Genomic DNA, 15,642 nt, shown 5'->3' with positions numbered 1-15,642 from the left:
CTTTCTATTATGCCATCAGCTTAGCCAGACAATTGCCTGAGTATTTATACTGATCGCCAAAGTGGGATGCTCCCCTTTGGCATTTTACCGACTTGGCCGACTTTTATGCCGCTGGCTTATATTCCGATCGATCACTTTCTAGTCAGCAAAGAAATTGGTGTGTTGAAGATTCGTACTGGCCGCAATGTCGGTTCGGATCATTTGCCGTTAATTACAGATTTGGTCATTTGAAGGCAGGATTCAATATTTTCTAACAAATTATTGATTAACTGGATCTGGTATTGCTGAATATTGGTTTGTAGCGGTTCTTTGCTGTCTTGAAAACAGATAACTTTTCCGGCGATTTCCTTGTAGTGTTGCAGCATGGAAAAAGTATCGGTACTGAAGCGAGCGAGATAGTTTTTAGCAGCCTCGCTGCAAATTTCCGTTACTTGATTTAGATAAGCTTCTGACGATTCAGGCGGCTTTTCATTCCCAGTTCTTTTATTCAAAATATAGCTAGCACCGCCGACTACTGCAGCTCCCACAGGCCCGCCCAATAGCCAACCTAAGCCGGTGGCGATCGCCACTGGAGTCACTTCGTTGTCGATCGACTTTTGAGCTGGAGGTGGCGGCGGTTCCGGTAAGCTGACTTGTGGGGATGGAGGAAACGAAATCAAAAGTGCGATCGGCTGTTCTTTCTCAAAGAATTCGCAAGCTTTATTTACCCATTCTGCGATGGTTTGCTGCTGATGTAACGCCTCTCGCTGAAATTTTAGCTTCCACGCATCAAAACTCCCTTCCTGGAGCGACAGCGCCATTTCCGATTGATACCGCTGCAAAAGTGTGGGCTGGTAAAGCCAAATCTCGAAGTCGGAAACGCTGGCTTGAAAGCCTTTTGATATCAGTTTTTCTGCTTTTTGTTTGATTTCAATTTTGTCTTTGTGCTTTTTTTGAGCTGTGGCTATTTCTGCGGTGACAGTTTCAGCTTTGGCTCGGAGAGAGTGGCAAATTTTAGTAGCTATAGCTTCTATTCTGGGCAACTTAACTGCTAGTTGTTCCTGTTGATCTGCCACAATACTTTGCAAAGCCGATTCAAAGCTGGCAATTCCTGTAGTTTGGGCTGCGGCCACATCTCCTTTCAGCCTCGCCCTCAAAGCCGGCAAAGCATCGACGCGGTAGATATTGCTGATATTGTTCGGCAAATTGGAGCGAAAACTTTCGGCAACAAACAACAAGCGATTGTAAACTTGTTTTTGGTCGTCTGGTTCGAGTAGATTGAGAAAATTGGCAACAAAGACTACAGTGTTGATGTTGCGATCGCTCAACCAATCTCTCAAGTTCTCCCGTTCGCCTAAAGTCATCAATTTCCGAGCATCTAAAACCTGCACAACCAAATCAGCCGTTAGCAATTTATCTCTTACTAAATTATCCTGTTCTTCCCGGTCATTGGTTCCCGGCAAATCCAGCAATTCCACACCGGTTTGCAGGAATGGATGGGGACAGTAAACATTCACGGCCGCCACATCATCCCGCATTTGTCTCGCGTCGTCAAGGATGGCGTACCGTTTCAACACATCAGTCCCCGGTTCGCTAATTTCCGTGCCGTCTTTCAGGGTAATTTTTGCGTACAATTCCTCGCCGTAGTTGACATAAATAGCAGCACCTGTAGTGGGCACTAGGTCGATCGGCAAAGCACGATTTCCCACCAAAGCATTGAGCAAAGTTGACTTGCCGTAATTAAACGGGCCAAAGACAGCAATTTGAAAAGTTGGTTTGGCGAGATAGTCGCAGATTGAGGTGGTATCTCGATACAGTTGGGAGTTTTTGTCAAGTTCGAGAATACCGAGTGCTGATTTGAGATAGTCGGTCAGGTCTTGATAAATTTCGGGTCGTTGCATATTGTTGTTTTATTTCAAGCGGATGCTAGAAAACCTTGATATAGTGATTCAATACTCTGCGACTCGGCAGAAACATCAGCCTCCAATTTTTTCAACCGCTGCGATTCAGCCTGACAATTAATCTCGCGAGATTCCTTTTGTTCAAGCAAATTATCCAACTCAGATTTCCGAGAAGTAATATCAGCATTCATGCGATCGCCCACTTCTCGCCCGTAAACATCAAAACACTCTTTCACAGCATCGTGAATCGGCTGCCACTGCTCTTGAGCCACCTGCGGCAGATATTTCACTAGCTCTTTTTTCGCGGCTTTCACCAACTGTTTATGAGCTCCGTCTGCTTGCAAAACCCCAACACCCATTCCCAACAACGCCAAGTACAGCGGCCCCAAAACAATCCCCGTAAAACTAGCAAGAATCGTACTAACGCTTAACACAGTAATTAAGTTGAGCAGGATATTTTTCCAATCAAAACCCGCTCCTGCCATTGCTACGCCCGCCAGATTTCCGGTCGTTAACGAGAACAATCCCATCGCCCATTTTGCCCAAGCGGGCGAGTTATCTTCGTTTGAGTTGCTGACTGCTGCTGGTATTTTTTGCCCAGTCAGTTTTTCTGTAATTTTTTCAGTCACTTTCGTGTAAGATGCTCCGTAATTTGCCGCACTTTGTGAGAGTTGCGAAAATGCTGAATTCATCTCTTGTTCTGCTGTGAGAGTCCAAGCTGCTAGTTTGTCGTTTATGTACTGCTCGAATGCTCGTTTGAGCGATGCTTCAAAGGCTTCTCGCTTGCCTTGGCTGAAGAAATCCAGAAATCTCAGCTCTGGTTGATACCGTAAGAAATCTGTTTCAAAGGTATTTTCTAAGTTAAGAACGTAGGCGCGGAAAGAATCTGCGATCGCCCGCGATTTACTATCTCTAACTTCGATAATTTCTTGTTGAAACTCATCGCGAATGTGAGTCAGCTTTTTAAACTCCGGCTCAACTGAATTAATCTTTTCCTTCAATTCATTGACATCGCGATCGAGTAATGGTAAGCGGCGCCCAACAGCTTCGCGGACACGAGCCGAAATTTGACGCGCCAAAGTTCTCGCCGGACGCAATTCCGAAATCGCCCTTTCCTGCGTCAAAAACGTATTTAGTGCCGCCATAAACTCGGGAAAACCAGTTCCTGCCAAATCCGCATCCGGGTTTTTCATCCGCAACCTGAGCGCCTTAATTGAGGTAATTGCAAACACTCGCTCGTCGTAAATATCGTGTCCTTCTGTTAAACAATATTCAGCCAAATTAGCTTGAAAAACCCGCCGCAGTTTCCCTTCTGCTTCTGCTAATTCTTCAGGATCATCCGGATCAATCAAGCTTTCCTGCACCTGATCCCAAGCATTGATCAGGAAAAAAATGCTCAAACCGCGACCTTTGATGTAATTTTCTAGATAGCGTCTTTCACCCATTGTGCAAGGCTGAGTTGCCCTGAGTACAAACAAAATAGCGTGGCAGTTGTTGATGTAACCGAGAGATAATTCATTGCGGGCTTCGGTATCGTTCAGTCCGGGACTGTCTACTATTTCTATGCCTTTTTCGAGCAAAGGTAAGGGATATTCTACTACGGCGCAGTCGATATCGGGAAATGCTGGTTTCTTTTCTTCTTCTAAGCGTTTTGCCTCAGCGGGGTCAATTGTGTAGTTCTGTTTAAAACTTTTAAAATCTAGCTGTTTTGGGCTTTTGCCGTCATTGAAATAAACGGTGACTTTTTTTTCGGAACCATAGCGCAAAATCGTCAGCAAAGCTGTACAGGGATTTACATCGCTGGGCAGTAAGTTTTCGCCGATTAAGGCATTGAGAAAAGTGCTTTTTCCGCGTTTCATGTCGCCTAGCACTAGCAGGCGAAAGACTCCTTGGCGCAAGTTTTTACTGGCGACATCAATGTCGGCGTTGTCTGTTTCTAAACCGAGTTTTCCCGATGCTTCTCCTCCTGCTAATTCTGATTGGTTGATGGCTGTGGCGATGTTGCTGAGGCGAGCGGCAATTTCTCGGCGGACGGCGGCTACTCGCTCTAAATCGTTGAGAAAGTTGCTAGTTTCTACTTTAAGGTTCATGGGTGTTTCCTGATAGTTTCCTGCTTGAGCTTTTCAACTTTTGTCTTCTTCAATAAACATTTTGTAAGCTATCAAAGCAATGCCTCCCACTATCAGCGCGGCGGCCAGCCAAGATGCTATGCGAACTGCAACGATAACAGCAATGACAATGCCTGTAAATTGAGCGGCTGCTATAATTTTTCGGCGCCACTGTTGGAGTTTGCCGTTAACTTGGCTGTCTGGTTCTTGGTACTTGCTAGTTAGATGTTCGGGTACTGAGCGGTCGATTTCGGCTTCTAGTTCGCGGAGCCGAAGTTCTTGTTCGCGCTTCCGTAGTTCTTGTTCTTTGTGCCGGAGTTCTCGGGCTTTTTTATCGGGAGAATTCATACATTTTCGCCTGTTTTGCGCTAGAAAAATGTGTTATTTATTGTCAATGTTGCTGACCGATAAGTTCTCTACGACTGTAACTCACATTTTCCGCTGTGTCGAGAAATGTTAAGAAATTTTAAAAAGGGCGATTCCCTACGGGATAGCTACGCTTCACGACCTTTTAAGCCGATCGCCCTACGCCCTAGACTAGCCGCTGCAAATCCTCAATAGCCTTCGGGCCCGATAGTAGTGCGATCGCACTCCGCTTCCGACAAATCAACCAAGCGCGATCGAAATAAGTTGCAGCCCGCTAATTGAGCCTTGGTTAACTTTGCTTTCTCCAAATTAGCTCGGCTCAAATCCGCATATCTCAAATCGGCATTCGTCAAATCTGCATTGTACAAATCCGCACCTTGCAAATTGGCTTTCTGCAAATTAGCACCTTGCAAATTGGCGTGACGCAAATTTGCTCTTGATAAATTTGCTCTTGATAAACTTGCTTCCGACAAGTTAGCTTGATAAAGTTGAATGTCGCCCAATTCAGCCTCTTGCAAATCAGTTTTATAAAGATTGGCTTGCGTCAAATTTCCGTAGGGCAAATAAGCTCGCCTCAGAACGCTACCAGAAAGATTTATTTCTGTCAAATCTGCTTGAAACAAGTTATTTTCACTTAAGTCAACGGCGTTAAAGTTTCGCTGGCCCTCAGCATACTGAGCAAGCAATTCCTCAGCGCTTAGCTTTTGCATTTTCACTCCTCATGACGACAGCTACTGCAGCCAATCCATAACTGTAATTAATGGTTATTATTCTGCGTATTTATACTTAGGTCTCTTATTATGTTAAGCTTGTGTAACAACAGTCGCATTTTTTCTAAGATTTTTTTTATATTTGTAAATTTCTGCCTTGCTCGACCAATAAGCGGTTAGTAATGTCAAGATCGATCGAGAAACCAAAGCGAATCCTCTACTGAAATATGCCAGAACTTCCTCTCTCCATTGCTCAGCACTACCACGAACGGACAAAATACGACCCTGAAACCATTGCCGCCAAAAGCAAACAGCTAGATTGGACAGAGCAACCTGTGCCTTTCAAAGAATATAAAATTGGAGCGTATTTTGACCTCAAGCCTTATCTAAAAGACCCCTCGGAGGATGCCGATGCCGATCCCGATGCCGCTTGGTGGCATCGGTTATCGAGCTTGTTGCTGTGCAGCTACGGGTTGACGGCGAAAGTGCAGACGGTAGACGACAGCTACCTGTATTTGCGATCAGCACCGTCGGCGGGTGGACTCTACCCAGCAGAGGTTTATTTAATCTCCCGTGGCACTGCCCAGTTGCCGGCCGGACTCTACAACTATCAGTCCAGAACTCATTCACTGGTTCATTTTTGGGACAGTCAAGTTTGGCCGACATTGCAAGCAGCTTGTTTCCAGTCGCCAGCGCTAGAAAACACCCAATTGGCGATCGCCATTACCACGGTTTTTTTCCGTTCTTCTTGGCGTTACGAAGACCGAGCTTATCGGCGAATTTTTCTAGACACCGGCCATTTATTGAGCAATATCGAGTTAGCTTGCGCCGTCAACGATTACCGACCTCACCTGATTGGAGGATTCGCCGACGAAGCTGTCAATGAATTACTATACATCGACTCGGAGCAAGAAGGAGCTATTTGTGTAGTTGCTTTAGCCGACTTGCTAGACATTGACCAAAACTTGCCTAAATTTAAAACCGCTTTGCCCGGAAACACCACCACTGATTACCCGCAAATTTCCGAAGGTCAATTGTTAAAATACCTCCACAAAGCCACACATTTAGAATCAGATCCCACCACAGTGGACGGCTGGAAAATTGATGAAAGTGAAGGGGAACTAGAGGATAAATACAATTTTCCATTTTGTACTAAAGTTTCGACAGTCACTCCTTCGATTCCTTGGGGCGTGAACCTGGAAACTTTAGAAAACACTATGCTCAAAAGGCGTTCGACCCGTGCTTATACAGGTGCTTCTTTGAGCTTGGGCGAACTGCTAGCTATGCTCGATTTTACTTACCAGCCCCAGCACTATATCGACCAAGGATTAGACGGTGATCCCGACTATTTCGATCTAAGTTTGATCGAGACTTTTATTGCTGTTTCGGGAGTGAATGGGTTAGAAGAAGGCTGTTACTATTACGCTCCGAAAGCTCAAGAATTGCGGCAAATTCGGTTTAAAAATTTCCGCAGGGAGTTGCATTTTTTGTGCTTGGGGCAAGACTTGGGCAGAGATGCGGGGGCGCTGTTGTTTCACACGGCGGATTTGAACAGGGCTGTAGCAAAATATGGCGATCGAGTTTACCGCTATTTGCACATGGACGCGGGTCATTTGGGCCAGCGGTTGAATTTAGCAGCTATGCAACTGCGTTTGGGTGTCAGCGGTATCGGGGGCTTTTTTGACGATCGTGTCAATGACGTTCTCGGTATTCCTGCGGGTGAAGCTGTGCTTTATATTACAAGTCTCGGAAGACCTCGATCGTAAGAATTAGTTAGTTGTTATTGGTCAGTAGTATTGCTTCACTAAGCCCAGGCGCATCTAAATTTTACAGTCAAGTTTGATGAAATTAACATCTTACACCATTCTCAAGAACAGGCAAGATGCCTGTTCCACAAAGAGTGAAATTCGGTGTTCCCCAAAGAGTGAAATTCTTGTGGGGAGTAGGGGTTGGGCGTCCCGCCCGCCCTAAAAATACAACTTAAATGCGAGACAGCTTACCTATTTAATTTACTCTTTTCCTATTGCTATTTGCCAATGCAAAATCTGCTAAATATTCTGTCGAGCACTGATTCTGTCACTTCTTCCCCCGTAACTTCCCCCAATGCTTGAATTGCACCGCGCAAATCTATTGTCCAGAAATCTAAAGGCAATTTATTGCTCATAGTATCCGTGCATTGTTCCAGAGAAATTTTAGCTTTAGTTAACGCTGCTGCTTGCCGCTGGTTGATTGCTAAGTCTGAGTTTGCTGCTTGCAAATTCCCCCCGCTGACGGCATCTAAAATTGCTGTTTCTAAGTCTTGTATGCCTCGATCGATGGCGGCCGCTGTGGTAACTATACGGTGAATTTCAGAGGAAAAAGGTAATTCGGGGATGGTTTTTACTAGGTCGATTTTGTTGATAATTATAATTAGCTGACGGTGCTTTACTTGTTCGTAAATTTCCGAATCGCCCTCTGTCCAACCCGATTCCGCATCAATTGTCAACAACACTAAATCGGCTTGTTTTGCTGCTGCGCGCGATCGCTCAACGCCAATTTTTTCTACCTTGTCTTCGGTTTCTCGAATGCCCGCAGTATCGAGCACCTGCACCGGAATGCCGCCCACAACTAGCTGCGACTCTACCACATCCCGCGTCGTACCTGGTAAATCCGTGACGATCGCCCGATCGCTCTTACTCCACGCATTCAACAAACTCGATTTTCCCACATTCGGCCGCCCAACAATCGCTACTTTCAAACCACTTCTCAACAATTCTCCGCGATCTGCGGTTGCCAAAATTGTTGACAATTCCTCCAAAACATGATTTATTTCCAAAGATGTTTTAGCTTCATCTAAAGGCGGCAAATCTTCCTCAAAATCAATTCTCGCCTCAATTTCTGCAAGCACGTCCAAACAAGTTGTTCTCAATTGGCGAATTGGCTGCGCTAATTTTCCTTGCAAACCAGCCAAAGCACTTTGTGCAGCAGCGGGCGATTTTGCTCCCACCAAATCTGAGATACTTTCAGCTTGAGTTAAATCAAGCCTCCCGTTCAAAAAAGCCCGCAGCGAAAACTCTCCCGGTTGCGCCAATCTCGCCCCATGTTCCAAACACAATTGCAAGACTTGCTGCACGGCCATAATGCCGCCGTGACAGTGAAATTCCACCACATCTTCGCGAGTAAAAGAACGCGGCGCTTTCATGATTAGCAGCAAAGCTTCATCGACTAATTCTTGAGTTTTGGGGCGGCGGATGTGGCCGTAAAGAATGCGGTGAGACTCCCAAATTTGCCGTCCTGGGGCGCGAAACAGAGTTTCGGCAATTTTCAAGGCTGCGGAACCGGAAACTCGCACAATGCCGACGCTGCCTTGTTGGGGAACTATGGCAGTGGCGATCGCTGCGATCGTTCCTCCTTTTGTTAATGATTCAGACATTTTTAATGACTCTAAGTAGAAGGAACAAGGAACAAGGAAGAATATTTATATAGCAATAATTTGAGATTTTTAGTTTCAGTCAGAATGATTTAATTGCATTCAAGTGCCTAATTTTTACTTTTTTTAGTCTCACGCAATAGGTTCTCCATCTTCTATAGTGTAAATATCAGGTTCGTCATGCAAAAAGTAAAAACAGCCACCGCTTTGAGCAAGCTGCATAAGTTCCTGAGTCGAAGGGTACGGGATGTTTTCTAGTAATTTGTCCGTAATCGCTAATTGCTCGTCTGCGGAGAGAGATAAGATAACTTGAATTAGGGAGTCAACCAGTTGTACGTTCATTTTAAGTCATCGGTGGCTCGGTTACTAAATTATACTATAAGTTCAGGGTTTGCATCTACAGTCAACGGATACGGGCAGCACACTGGGACTAATCTTAATGCTATAGTCCTCGACGCAGAAATTGGTTGTTTTTACGGAAATACTGCATCCCGACTTTTAACACTGCGTCCAGGACTGCTCAAATTCAGATAAGGCTCAAAGTCCGGGCGATAGCCTTTAAATTGCCAGCACCTGTATTCCTACTACTGGCAATTTCTTCGGCTGCTTGGCACACCCGAATCAATAGCTAAAAGTTTGACACCACAGTGATCTATCCTGATTTCATGCGATAATGGAAAATTGACAGGGTAGAGGGCAAAGCATGATTGGTCAACTTCTAGACAGACGTTACCGCATCATTAAAGTCACAGACTCAAGTGAGGTGGGAAAAACTTATCTAGCAGCAGATACTCACCGTCCCGGGTATCCGCAATGCACGGTTAGAGAAATGCGACTCCCCGGCACAAGTTCGCAAACTCCCGAATTAGTCAAAGTTATATTTCAAAGAAACGCAGAAATAATTGAAAAACTGGGTAAACACGACAAAATTCCCGAATTATTGGCGTATTTTGAGGAAAATCAAAGTTTATACTTAATTGAAGAATTTATTGCCGGCTCACCTTTAAGTAAAGAACTAATACCCGGTGAACCTTGGGATGAAGACCAAGTAATTTGTCTGCTATCAGAAATATTAGAAATTTTGGTGTTCATACACGAGAAAGGTTTCATTCACCGCAGAATTCAACCAGACAGAGCGATCCGGCGCGAGTCCGACGGGAAATTTGTATTGGTGGACTTTAGCTTAGACAAAGAAATTAACCCGGAACTTGCTAACTGTCATTTGTTGTCGCAAACTTCCCCGCACTCTGTTAAACGGCATGAGGCAAAAAAACAGGATTTGGTGGCCCAGGAGTTATACGTGCCGATCGAGCAATCAAGCGGCAACCCCCGTTACAATAGCGACATCTATGCTCTAGGTACGATCGCCCAGCTTGCCGTCACGGGACTCTCACCCAACGAACTGAGTGCCTTAAAAAACAACAACAACGAAATTCTCTGGCGAAACCGGGCAACTTGTTCGGCAGCCCTAGCAGATATTATCGATCGAATGGTGCGCCCCGACTGCGAGGAACGTTATCAGGAGGCCGCCGAAGTTTTAGCAGACCTCAAACAAATCGCCGTAAAATTGGAGGTTGAGCCGCCGCCAGCCACAATCATCACGCACGCTATGAGTCAACCGCGAAGACAAAGCCAAACCAAACTCCTGCTATTGGCTGCAACAGCGGCAGCTTTAATCTTGGCTGCGCTCATAATTTCCTTTTGGCAGAGTCAAACTCCGGCGAGGTCAAAAGAATTGTTGGCCCGCGGCGTTACCAAGGCGCAGCAAGGTGACACAACAGGCGCGATCGCCGATTATACTCAAGCGATCGCCCTCAATGCCAGCGATGCGGAAACTTACTACAAGCGGGCAAACACTCGCTACGACATGGGCGCAACTGAGCAAGCAATACAGGATTACACGCAAGCAATTACAGTCAATCCTAGCCACACCAAAGCTCTTTACAATCGAGGTATGGCCCGCCTCGACATCGGGGACAAGCGGGGAGCCGTGGAAGATTTCACCCAAGTAGTGCGACTCAATCCCAGCGACGGTGAGGCATACTCTCAGCGGGGTTTAGCCTACTACGATTTGGGCGACTACCGCACGGCAATTGAAGACTACACTCAAGCAATTCGGCTCAGTCCCAACGATGCTACAGCTTACAGCAATCGCGGTTTAGCTCGATCGGCTGCGGGCGACAAAACCGGAGCAATGGCAGATTTTACTCAAGCCCTTCAAATTACCCCCAAACAAGCTGGCGTATACTACAGTCGTGGTCGAGCGCGGTTTAATCTGGCAGATTATCAAGGAGCGATGGAAGATTATACTAAGGCGATCGAATTGCAACCAGATCTCGCTGATGCTTATACCAATCGGTGCAGCGCTTACTTGAATTTGGCCACCTACGACAAAGCGATTGCAGATTGCACCGAAGGAATTCGCCTCGATCCAAAAGATGAAGCAGCTTACAACAACCGCTGCATTGCTTATCTGAATTTAAAACAATTTCAAAAGGCCAGCGAAGATTGCAGTTTGACGATCGGACTCAACGGCAACAATCCCAAAGCATACAGCAATCGAGGATTAGCTCGATCGGCTTCGGGAGACAAGCAGGGGGCTGTGGAAGATTTTACTCAAGCAATTCGACTCAATCCTAGCGATGCAGTAGCTTACAGCAATCGCGGTACTATTTACTCAGAACTAAAAAATTACCCTTTAGCGGTTGAGGATTTCGCTCACTCACTGCGGCTCAACCCCAACAATGCTAGCGCTTTTTACAGCCGAGGCCTCGTCCGCCGCCAACTCAAAGACCGTGCTGGGGCGATCGAAGATTTTCAGAAAGCTGCAACCTTGTTTCTAGAACAAGGAAGAGCCGATGGTTTCCAAAACGCACAAGCGCAAATCAACGACCCTAAATAAGCTATTAATCATCAGTCAGATGTTAAAAAAAGAAGAAAAAAGGCAGAAGGCAGAAGGAAGAAGGAAGAAGGAAGAAGGTCAAGTTACCAATTCCCAATTACCAACTTCCCGTTACCAACTCCCCGTTACCAATTCCCCGTTACCACCCCCCCGTTACCAATTCTCAATTATAGATATGAACATGGTTGGTCAACTGTTAGACAGGCGTTACCGCGTAGTGCAAATTCTCAGTTCAGGAGCTTTTGGACAAACTTATTTAGCTGTCGATACTCGCCGGCCGGGCCATCCTCAATGTGTAGTCAAACAACTGCGCCCTCCCAGCAACACTTCCACAGTTCTCAAAACAGCTTATCGCTTATTTAAACAAGAAGCAGAAATATTAGAAAAGCTGGGAAAACACGATCAAATTCCATTTTTACTAGCTTATTTTGAAGAAGCCAATCAATTCTACCTCGTGGAAGAGTTTGTACCCGGACACGCCCTAAATAGGGAAATTGTGGCCGGTCAACCTTGGCGAGAAGAACGAGTGCTGGATCTGTTGCAAGAAGTGTTACAAGTTCTCGCCTTCGTACACTCTCAGGGAGTGATTCACCGTGATGTTAATCCCTCCAACTTAATCCGCCGCAAACCAGACGGCAAATTAGTTTTAATTGACTTTGGTTCGGTTAAAGAAGTTGCGAGTCACGTCAGCGAGTACGATACAGAATTTCCGCGCACCATTGCTACTGGAACTCCGGCTTATATGCCGATCGAACAATTTCAAGGCAACCCGCAATTTAGCAGTGACCTCTATGCAGTCGGGATGATGGCAGTCCAAGCTATCACGGGTTTACCCGGTACGGATTTGCCAAAATTGCAAGATCCGAGTCCTTCTCATACGGGGGAAATTGTTTGGCGAAACCGATCTCAATGTTCTGTGGGATTAGCCAATATAATTGACAAAATGGTCTGTCACCAATTTGCCAAGCGCTATCCATCTGCGGAAGAAGTTTTGGTAGCTCTCAGCAAGTTGAGACACCGCCAAGATCCTGTGAATACGGCTCACAAGAAAAGTATGGCTCCCAGCTTAGTGTCTTCTGAACGTTTTTCGTCACGTTTGGGAAGTCGATTTTGGTTGCTGATTTTGGCGGGCGTCGGGGCGGCGATAGTTCTGATATTTCTGTTTAGTTATAGGAGCCGCCCAAATCCGATTAAAGCTCAGGAATATTACGAACAGGGAGTAGAAAAGTCTCGCAATCAAGATGCGGAGGCAGCTTTGCAGGCTTTTAATAAGTCAATTCAATTGAATCCTAAAAATGCTGAGAGTTTTTATTGGCGGGGTAATGCTAATTATGATTTACAAAAGTATCAAGAAGCAATTGCGGATTATTCTCAGGCGATCGCTCTCAATCCTAAATATGTTAAGGCTTATTTTAACCGCGGCCTAGCCCGTCACGATTTTAACGATACGCGGGGAGCGATTGAGGATTACACTCAAGCTTTGAATTTCCAGCCCAACGATGTTGATACATATTATGAAAGAGGAGTTGCTTATTTAGAACTGCAAGATTACAAGGCCGCTATTCAGGATTTTACCGGAGTAATTCGGCTGCAGCCGAACCTTGTTAAAGCTTATCATTCGCGGGGGTTGGCTCGTGCTGGAAGCGGCGATTTGCAGGGGGGGATTGGAGATTATACTGAGGCAATTAAACTTGATGCTAAGAATGTTGATGCTTTTTACAGCCGGGGGAGAGCTCGCTTTCACCTAGGAGATTATCAGGGAGCTTTGGCGGATTATTCTCAGGTAATTGCGATCGATCCCAAGAGTGCCGATGCTTACGCTAATCGTTGTAGCACGCAGTTGAATTTGGGAGCGCATCAAGCGGCAATTGACGATTGCACTCAGGCAATTTCGCTGAGCGAGGAGGATGGGGTTCCTTACAACAATCGCTGCATTGCTTATTTAAACTTAAAGGATTATCCGAAAGCAATTGCCGATTGTACTCAAGCGCTGAAAGTGAACCCGAATGATTTTAATGCTTTTAACAATCGTGGTTTAGCTCGCAGCGCCGGGGGTGACGCCCAGGGCGCGATCGCAGATTTTACCGCAGCAATCGGGTTCAATCCCAACAATGCTGAAGCTTACGCCAATCGGGCTAAGATTTATCAGGAGTTAAAGAATTACAATAGTGCGATCGCCGATTACGTCCAAGCTATTCGGATCAGTCCGAATTATGCTGCTGCTTACTACGGTAGAGGCATGGTTCGTCGCTCCTTGGGAGACAAAGCAGGAGCAATTAGCGATTTAGAAAAAGCCGGTAAAATGTTTCTCGATCAAGGACTTACGGGCGGTTACAAAGATGCACAATTTGAGATTGAAAAGCTCAAGTAGTCATTAGTCATTAGTCATTATTTCTCGGTGTTATATTTCTTATGTGGCAGATTTTTATAATCTCAGATTGCTCCGCGGCTGGTTCACCTTAATCTTTAATACAAACAGAAAATGCAGGTGAATAGGCCCCGGAGCGCTATTAATGCCAGCTATTATAAATCAATTTTCTGGGTCTTGAAGTCGTTTAACCAATTCATAAAACGGTTCCCAATTATCCTCAATAGCTATGGCTTCCCAAACAGCCTCAATCGTCGGTCTCAACAGCGATTGTTCGGGATTGTGCCTCCGCAAACACTCCGCCATTTTGTCCATATCATCCGCCGACAAACTTTGCAAAACGTGATAATAAAACTGCCGCCAAGGTGCTATCAAGTCCGCAGGTTCCGCCTCAGCAAAAATTTGACTAGCATCATCTCGCCAAGTGCGATCGAACTGTCTTCGCAGTTCAAAAAAGAAATCGTGATACTCAACTTGAGACTCCGCCAGCATTTTAATTGTCACCTTCAACAACTCATCAGCATCAGCTTCTGGCAAATCCTCAAACCCCAATCTCTTGAGCATCAACTGCCGATAAGCTGCATTATAATAATCGCCAAACTTTGCCAAAGCCGCATCCATATCAGCTTGAGGAATCGCCGCTGCTAGCGGTTCCTGGAGCTTTTCTAAATTGTCCCTACAAATCAACGGTTGATTGCCGTAACAATAAAGACCCGAATAGTCAAAATAAGCTGCTGTAAATTCCGGCTTGTAAGTTGGGATAAAAGCGAAAGGCCCGTAATCGAAACTTTCTCCAGTAATTGACATATTATCAGTATTCAACACGGCCTGGCAAAAGCCTGCTGCCATCCACTGAGCGACTAATTCAGCTATTCGATTCACTAAATCTGCATAAAATAGCGCATATTTTTCGGCAGGCGAAACACCCGCATTACTTGCTTCTAAATGCAGTTCTGGATAGTAATATTGAATAACAAAATCTAAAAGTTTTTTAGTTAAATCCGGCCTGCGGATATAGTGCAATCTTTCAAAAGTTCCAAACCGGATGTGAGAATGACTGAAACGCACCATTACGGACGATCGCGTTGGAGATGGTTCGTCGCCCCGCCACAAACCCTCCCCAGTTTCAACTAAACTAAAACAGCGAGATGTCCGCACTCCCAACCGGTGCAAAGCTTCCGCGGCTAAAACTTCGCGAATTCCCCCTTTGAGAGTGAGTCTACCGTCACCGCCCCGCGAGTAGGGAGTGCGGCCGGAACCTTTAGTGCCGAAGTCGTAAAGTCTGCCGTCAGTGCCGCGAACTTGGCCGTATAAGAAGCCTCTACCGTCACCTAAATTGGGGTTATATTGGTTGAATTGATAGCCGTGATAGCGGAGTGCGAGAAAGGGACGGACGCAGTGAAATTCGCCGAACGCTTCGATAAAATGTTGGTCGGTTACTTGTGCGGGGTCTAAACCCAATTTCGGCAATAATTCATCGTTGCGGAAGCGGAGAATGTGCTGCGGAAAATCTGCAGCAGGGACTTCATCAAAATAGTCGCCACCGAGAGCTTCGATGGCGGGTTCGTAGTTGAGGGAAAGCAAAGGATTTGACATTTTTCTATTTTATCTTGAAATTGGCGATCGCTCCAAATTATATACAAGTAAGGTGCGGACTGCATTGGTGTCAACAATTGCCTCAGACCCTTTTTCTCTCTCGTTTATAGCCGAGTTCGATGCCCTCCCATCTCCGGGCTTTTTCATGCTCAAATTTTAACCAAGCTAAAGTTTGAGCATGAAAGATTAATGTTTTCCTCGAAGGCAAAAACTTTTTACGGTCAATTTTAGTGAGAGTTTAATTAACCGTTTTCCTTGCTAAAAATGGGGTTGAAAGCTTAAATTTTAGTCGGATTCACCAGC

General features: G+C 45.6%; 11 protein-coding genes. 4 read left to right on the top strand and 7 right to left on the bottom strand.

What is annotated here, in order from left to right; all coding sequences use genetic code 11:
- Window positions 1–66 precede the first annotated feature (66 nt).
- Window positions 67–231, top strand: a complete 165-nt coding sequence (locus QUA74_RS23995) for a hypothetical protein (RefSeq protein WP_333334137.1) — start codon at window positions 67–69, stop codon at window positions 229–231.
- On the opposite strand, the gene QUA74_RS23990 is transcribed toward QUA74_RS23995, so the two are convergent.
- The 4 genes from QUA74_RS23990 to QUA74_RS23975 all read right to left on the bottom strand — a co-directional run bounded on the left by QUA74_RS23990 (window position 198) and on the right by QUA74_RS23975 (window position 5,064).
- On the bottom strand, window positions 198–1,880 hold the full coding sequence (locus QUA74_RS23990; protein WP_333334135.1) for a dynamin family protein: 1,683 nt from the start codon (window positions 1,878–1,880) through the stop codon (window positions 198–200). The two genes, QUA74_RS23995 and QUA74_RS23990, sit on opposite strands and share 34 nt — an antisense overlap.
- 14 nt (window positions 1,881–1,894) lie before the next feature.
- A complete protein-coding gene (locus tag QUA74_RS23985; protein WP_333334134.1) occupies window positions 1,895–3,970 on the bottom strand; it encodes a dynamin family protein in 2,076 nt (691 codons plus the stop codon).
- A gap of 33 nt (window positions 3,971–4,003) precedes the next feature.
- Window positions 4,004–4,336: a DMT family transporter gene (locus QUA74_RS23980; protein ID WP_333334131.1), complete on the bottom strand. Its 333-nt coding sequence runs from the start codon at window positions 4,334–4,336 to the stop codon at window positions 4,004–4,006.
- A gap of 206 nt (window positions 4,337–4,542) precedes the next feature.
- On the bottom strand, window positions 4,543–5,064 hold the full coding sequence (locus QUA74_RS23975) for a pentapeptide repeat-containing protein (protein ID WP_333334130.1): 522 nt from the start codon (window positions 5,062–5,064) through the stop codon (window positions 4,543–4,545).
- A gap of 227 nt (window positions 5,065–5,291) precedes the next feature.
- Between QUA74_RS23975 and QUA74_RS23970 the strand changes: the two genes are divergently transcribed.
- A complete protein-coding gene (locus tag QUA74_RS23970; RefSeq protein ID WP_333334128.1) occupies window positions 5,292–6,830 on the top strand; it encodes a SagB/ThcOx family dehydrogenase in 1,539 nt (512 codons plus the stop codon).
- Window positions 6,831–7,090: 260 nt separating this feature from the next.
- Here QUA74_RS23970 and mnmE read toward each other — a convergent pair whose 3' ends face one another.
- Window positions 7,091–8,476, bottom strand: a complete 1,386-nt coding sequence (gene mnmE, locus QUA74_RS23965; RefSeq protein ID WP_333334126.1) for a tRNA uridine-5-carboxymethylaminomethyl(34) synthesis GTPase MnmE — start codon at window positions 8,474–8,476, stop codon at window positions 7,091–7,093.
- A gap of 129 nt (window positions 8,477–8,605) precedes the next feature.
- Window positions 8,606–8,815 (bottom strand): hypothetical protein, encoded by a 210-nt coding sequence (locus QUA74_RS23960; RefSeq protein ID WP_333334124.1) that lies wholly within the window; start codon window positions 8,813–8,815, stop codon window positions 8,606–8,608.
- A gap of 361 nt (window positions 8,816–9,176) precedes the next feature.
- On the opposite strand from QUA74_RS23960, the gene QUA74_RS23955 reads away from it, so the two are divergent.
- Window positions 9,177–11,375 (top strand): tetratricopeptide repeat protein, encoded by a 2,199-nt coding sequence (locus QUA74_RS23955; protein ID WP_333334122.1) that lies wholly within the window; start codon window positions 9,177–9,179, stop codon window positions 11,373–11,375.
- A complete protein-coding gene (locus QUA74_RS23950) occupies window positions 11,332–13,746 on the top strand; it encodes a tetratricopeptide repeat protein (protein ID WP_333334120.1) in 2,415 nt (804 codons plus the stop codon). Before QUA74_RS23955 ends, QUA74_RS23950 begins: the two co-directional genes overlap by 44 nt.
- 159 nt (window positions 13,747–13,905) lie before the next feature.
- Here the strand turns inward: QUA74_RS23950 and QUA74_RS23945 are convergent, their stop codons facing one another.
- The gene (locus tag QUA74_RS23945; RefSeq protein ID WP_333334118.1) at window positions 13,906–15,339 is read right to left on the bottom strand and encodes a protein adenylyltransferase SelO family protein; all 1,434 of its coding nucleotides are present in this window, start codon (window positions 15,337–15,339) and stop codon (window positions 13,906–13,908) included.
- Window positions 15,340–15,642 lie beyond the last annotated feature (303 nt).

It is taken from the genome of Microcoleus sp. LAD1_D3 (assembly GCF_036702135.1).
GTDB lineage: Bacteria > Cyanobacteriota > Cyanobacteriia > Cyanobacteriales > Microcoleaceae > Microcoleus.
The sequence above is the reverse complement of the archived record's forward strand: the minus strand, read 5'-3'. Positions and strand labels throughout refer to the sequence as shown.

Coding starts and splice junctions, on each gene's coding strand:
- mnmE (WP_333334126.1), bottom strand. CDS start 8,476: ATGTCTGAATCATTAACAAAAGGAGGAACGATCGCAGCGATCGCCACT.
- QUA74_RS23990 (WP_333334135.1), bottom strand. CDS start 1,880: ATGCAACGACCCGAAATTTATCAAGACCTGACCGACTATCTCAAATCA.
- QUA74_RS23945 (WP_333334118.1), bottom strand. CDS start 15,339: ATGTCAAATCCTTTGCTTTCCCTCAACTACGAACCCGCCATCGAAGCT.
- QUA74_RS23950 (WP_333334120.1), top strand. CDS start 11,332: ATGGTTTCCAAAACGCACAAGCGCAAATCAACGACCCTAAATAAGCTA.
- QUA74_RS23960 (WP_333334124.1), bottom strand. CDS start 8,815: ATGAACGTACAACTGGTTGACTCCCTAATTCAAGTTATCTTATCTCTC.
- QUA74_RS23995 (WP_333334137.1), top strand. CDS start 67: ATGCTCCCCTTTGGCATTTTACCGACTTGGCCGACTTTTATGCCGCTG.
- QUA74_RS23975 (WP_333334130.1), bottom strand. CDS start 5,064: ATGCAAAAGCTAAGCGCTGAGGAATTGCTTGCTCAGTATGCTGAGGGC.
- QUA74_RS23985 (WP_333334134.1), bottom strand. CDS start 3,970: ATGAACCTTAAAGTAGAAACTAGCAACTTTCTCAACGATTTAGAGCGA.
- QUA74_RS23980 (WP_333334131.1), bottom strand. CDS start 4,336: ATGAATTCTCCCGATAAAAAAGCCCGAGAACTCCGGCACAAAGAACAA.
- QUA74_RS23970 (WP_333334128.1), top strand. CDS start 5,292: ATGCCAGAACTTCCTCTCTCCATTGCTCAGCACTACCACGAACGGACA.
- QUA74_RS23955 (WP_333334122.1), top strand. CDS start 9,177: ATGATTGGTCAACTTCTAGACAGACGTTACCGCATCATTAAAGTCACA.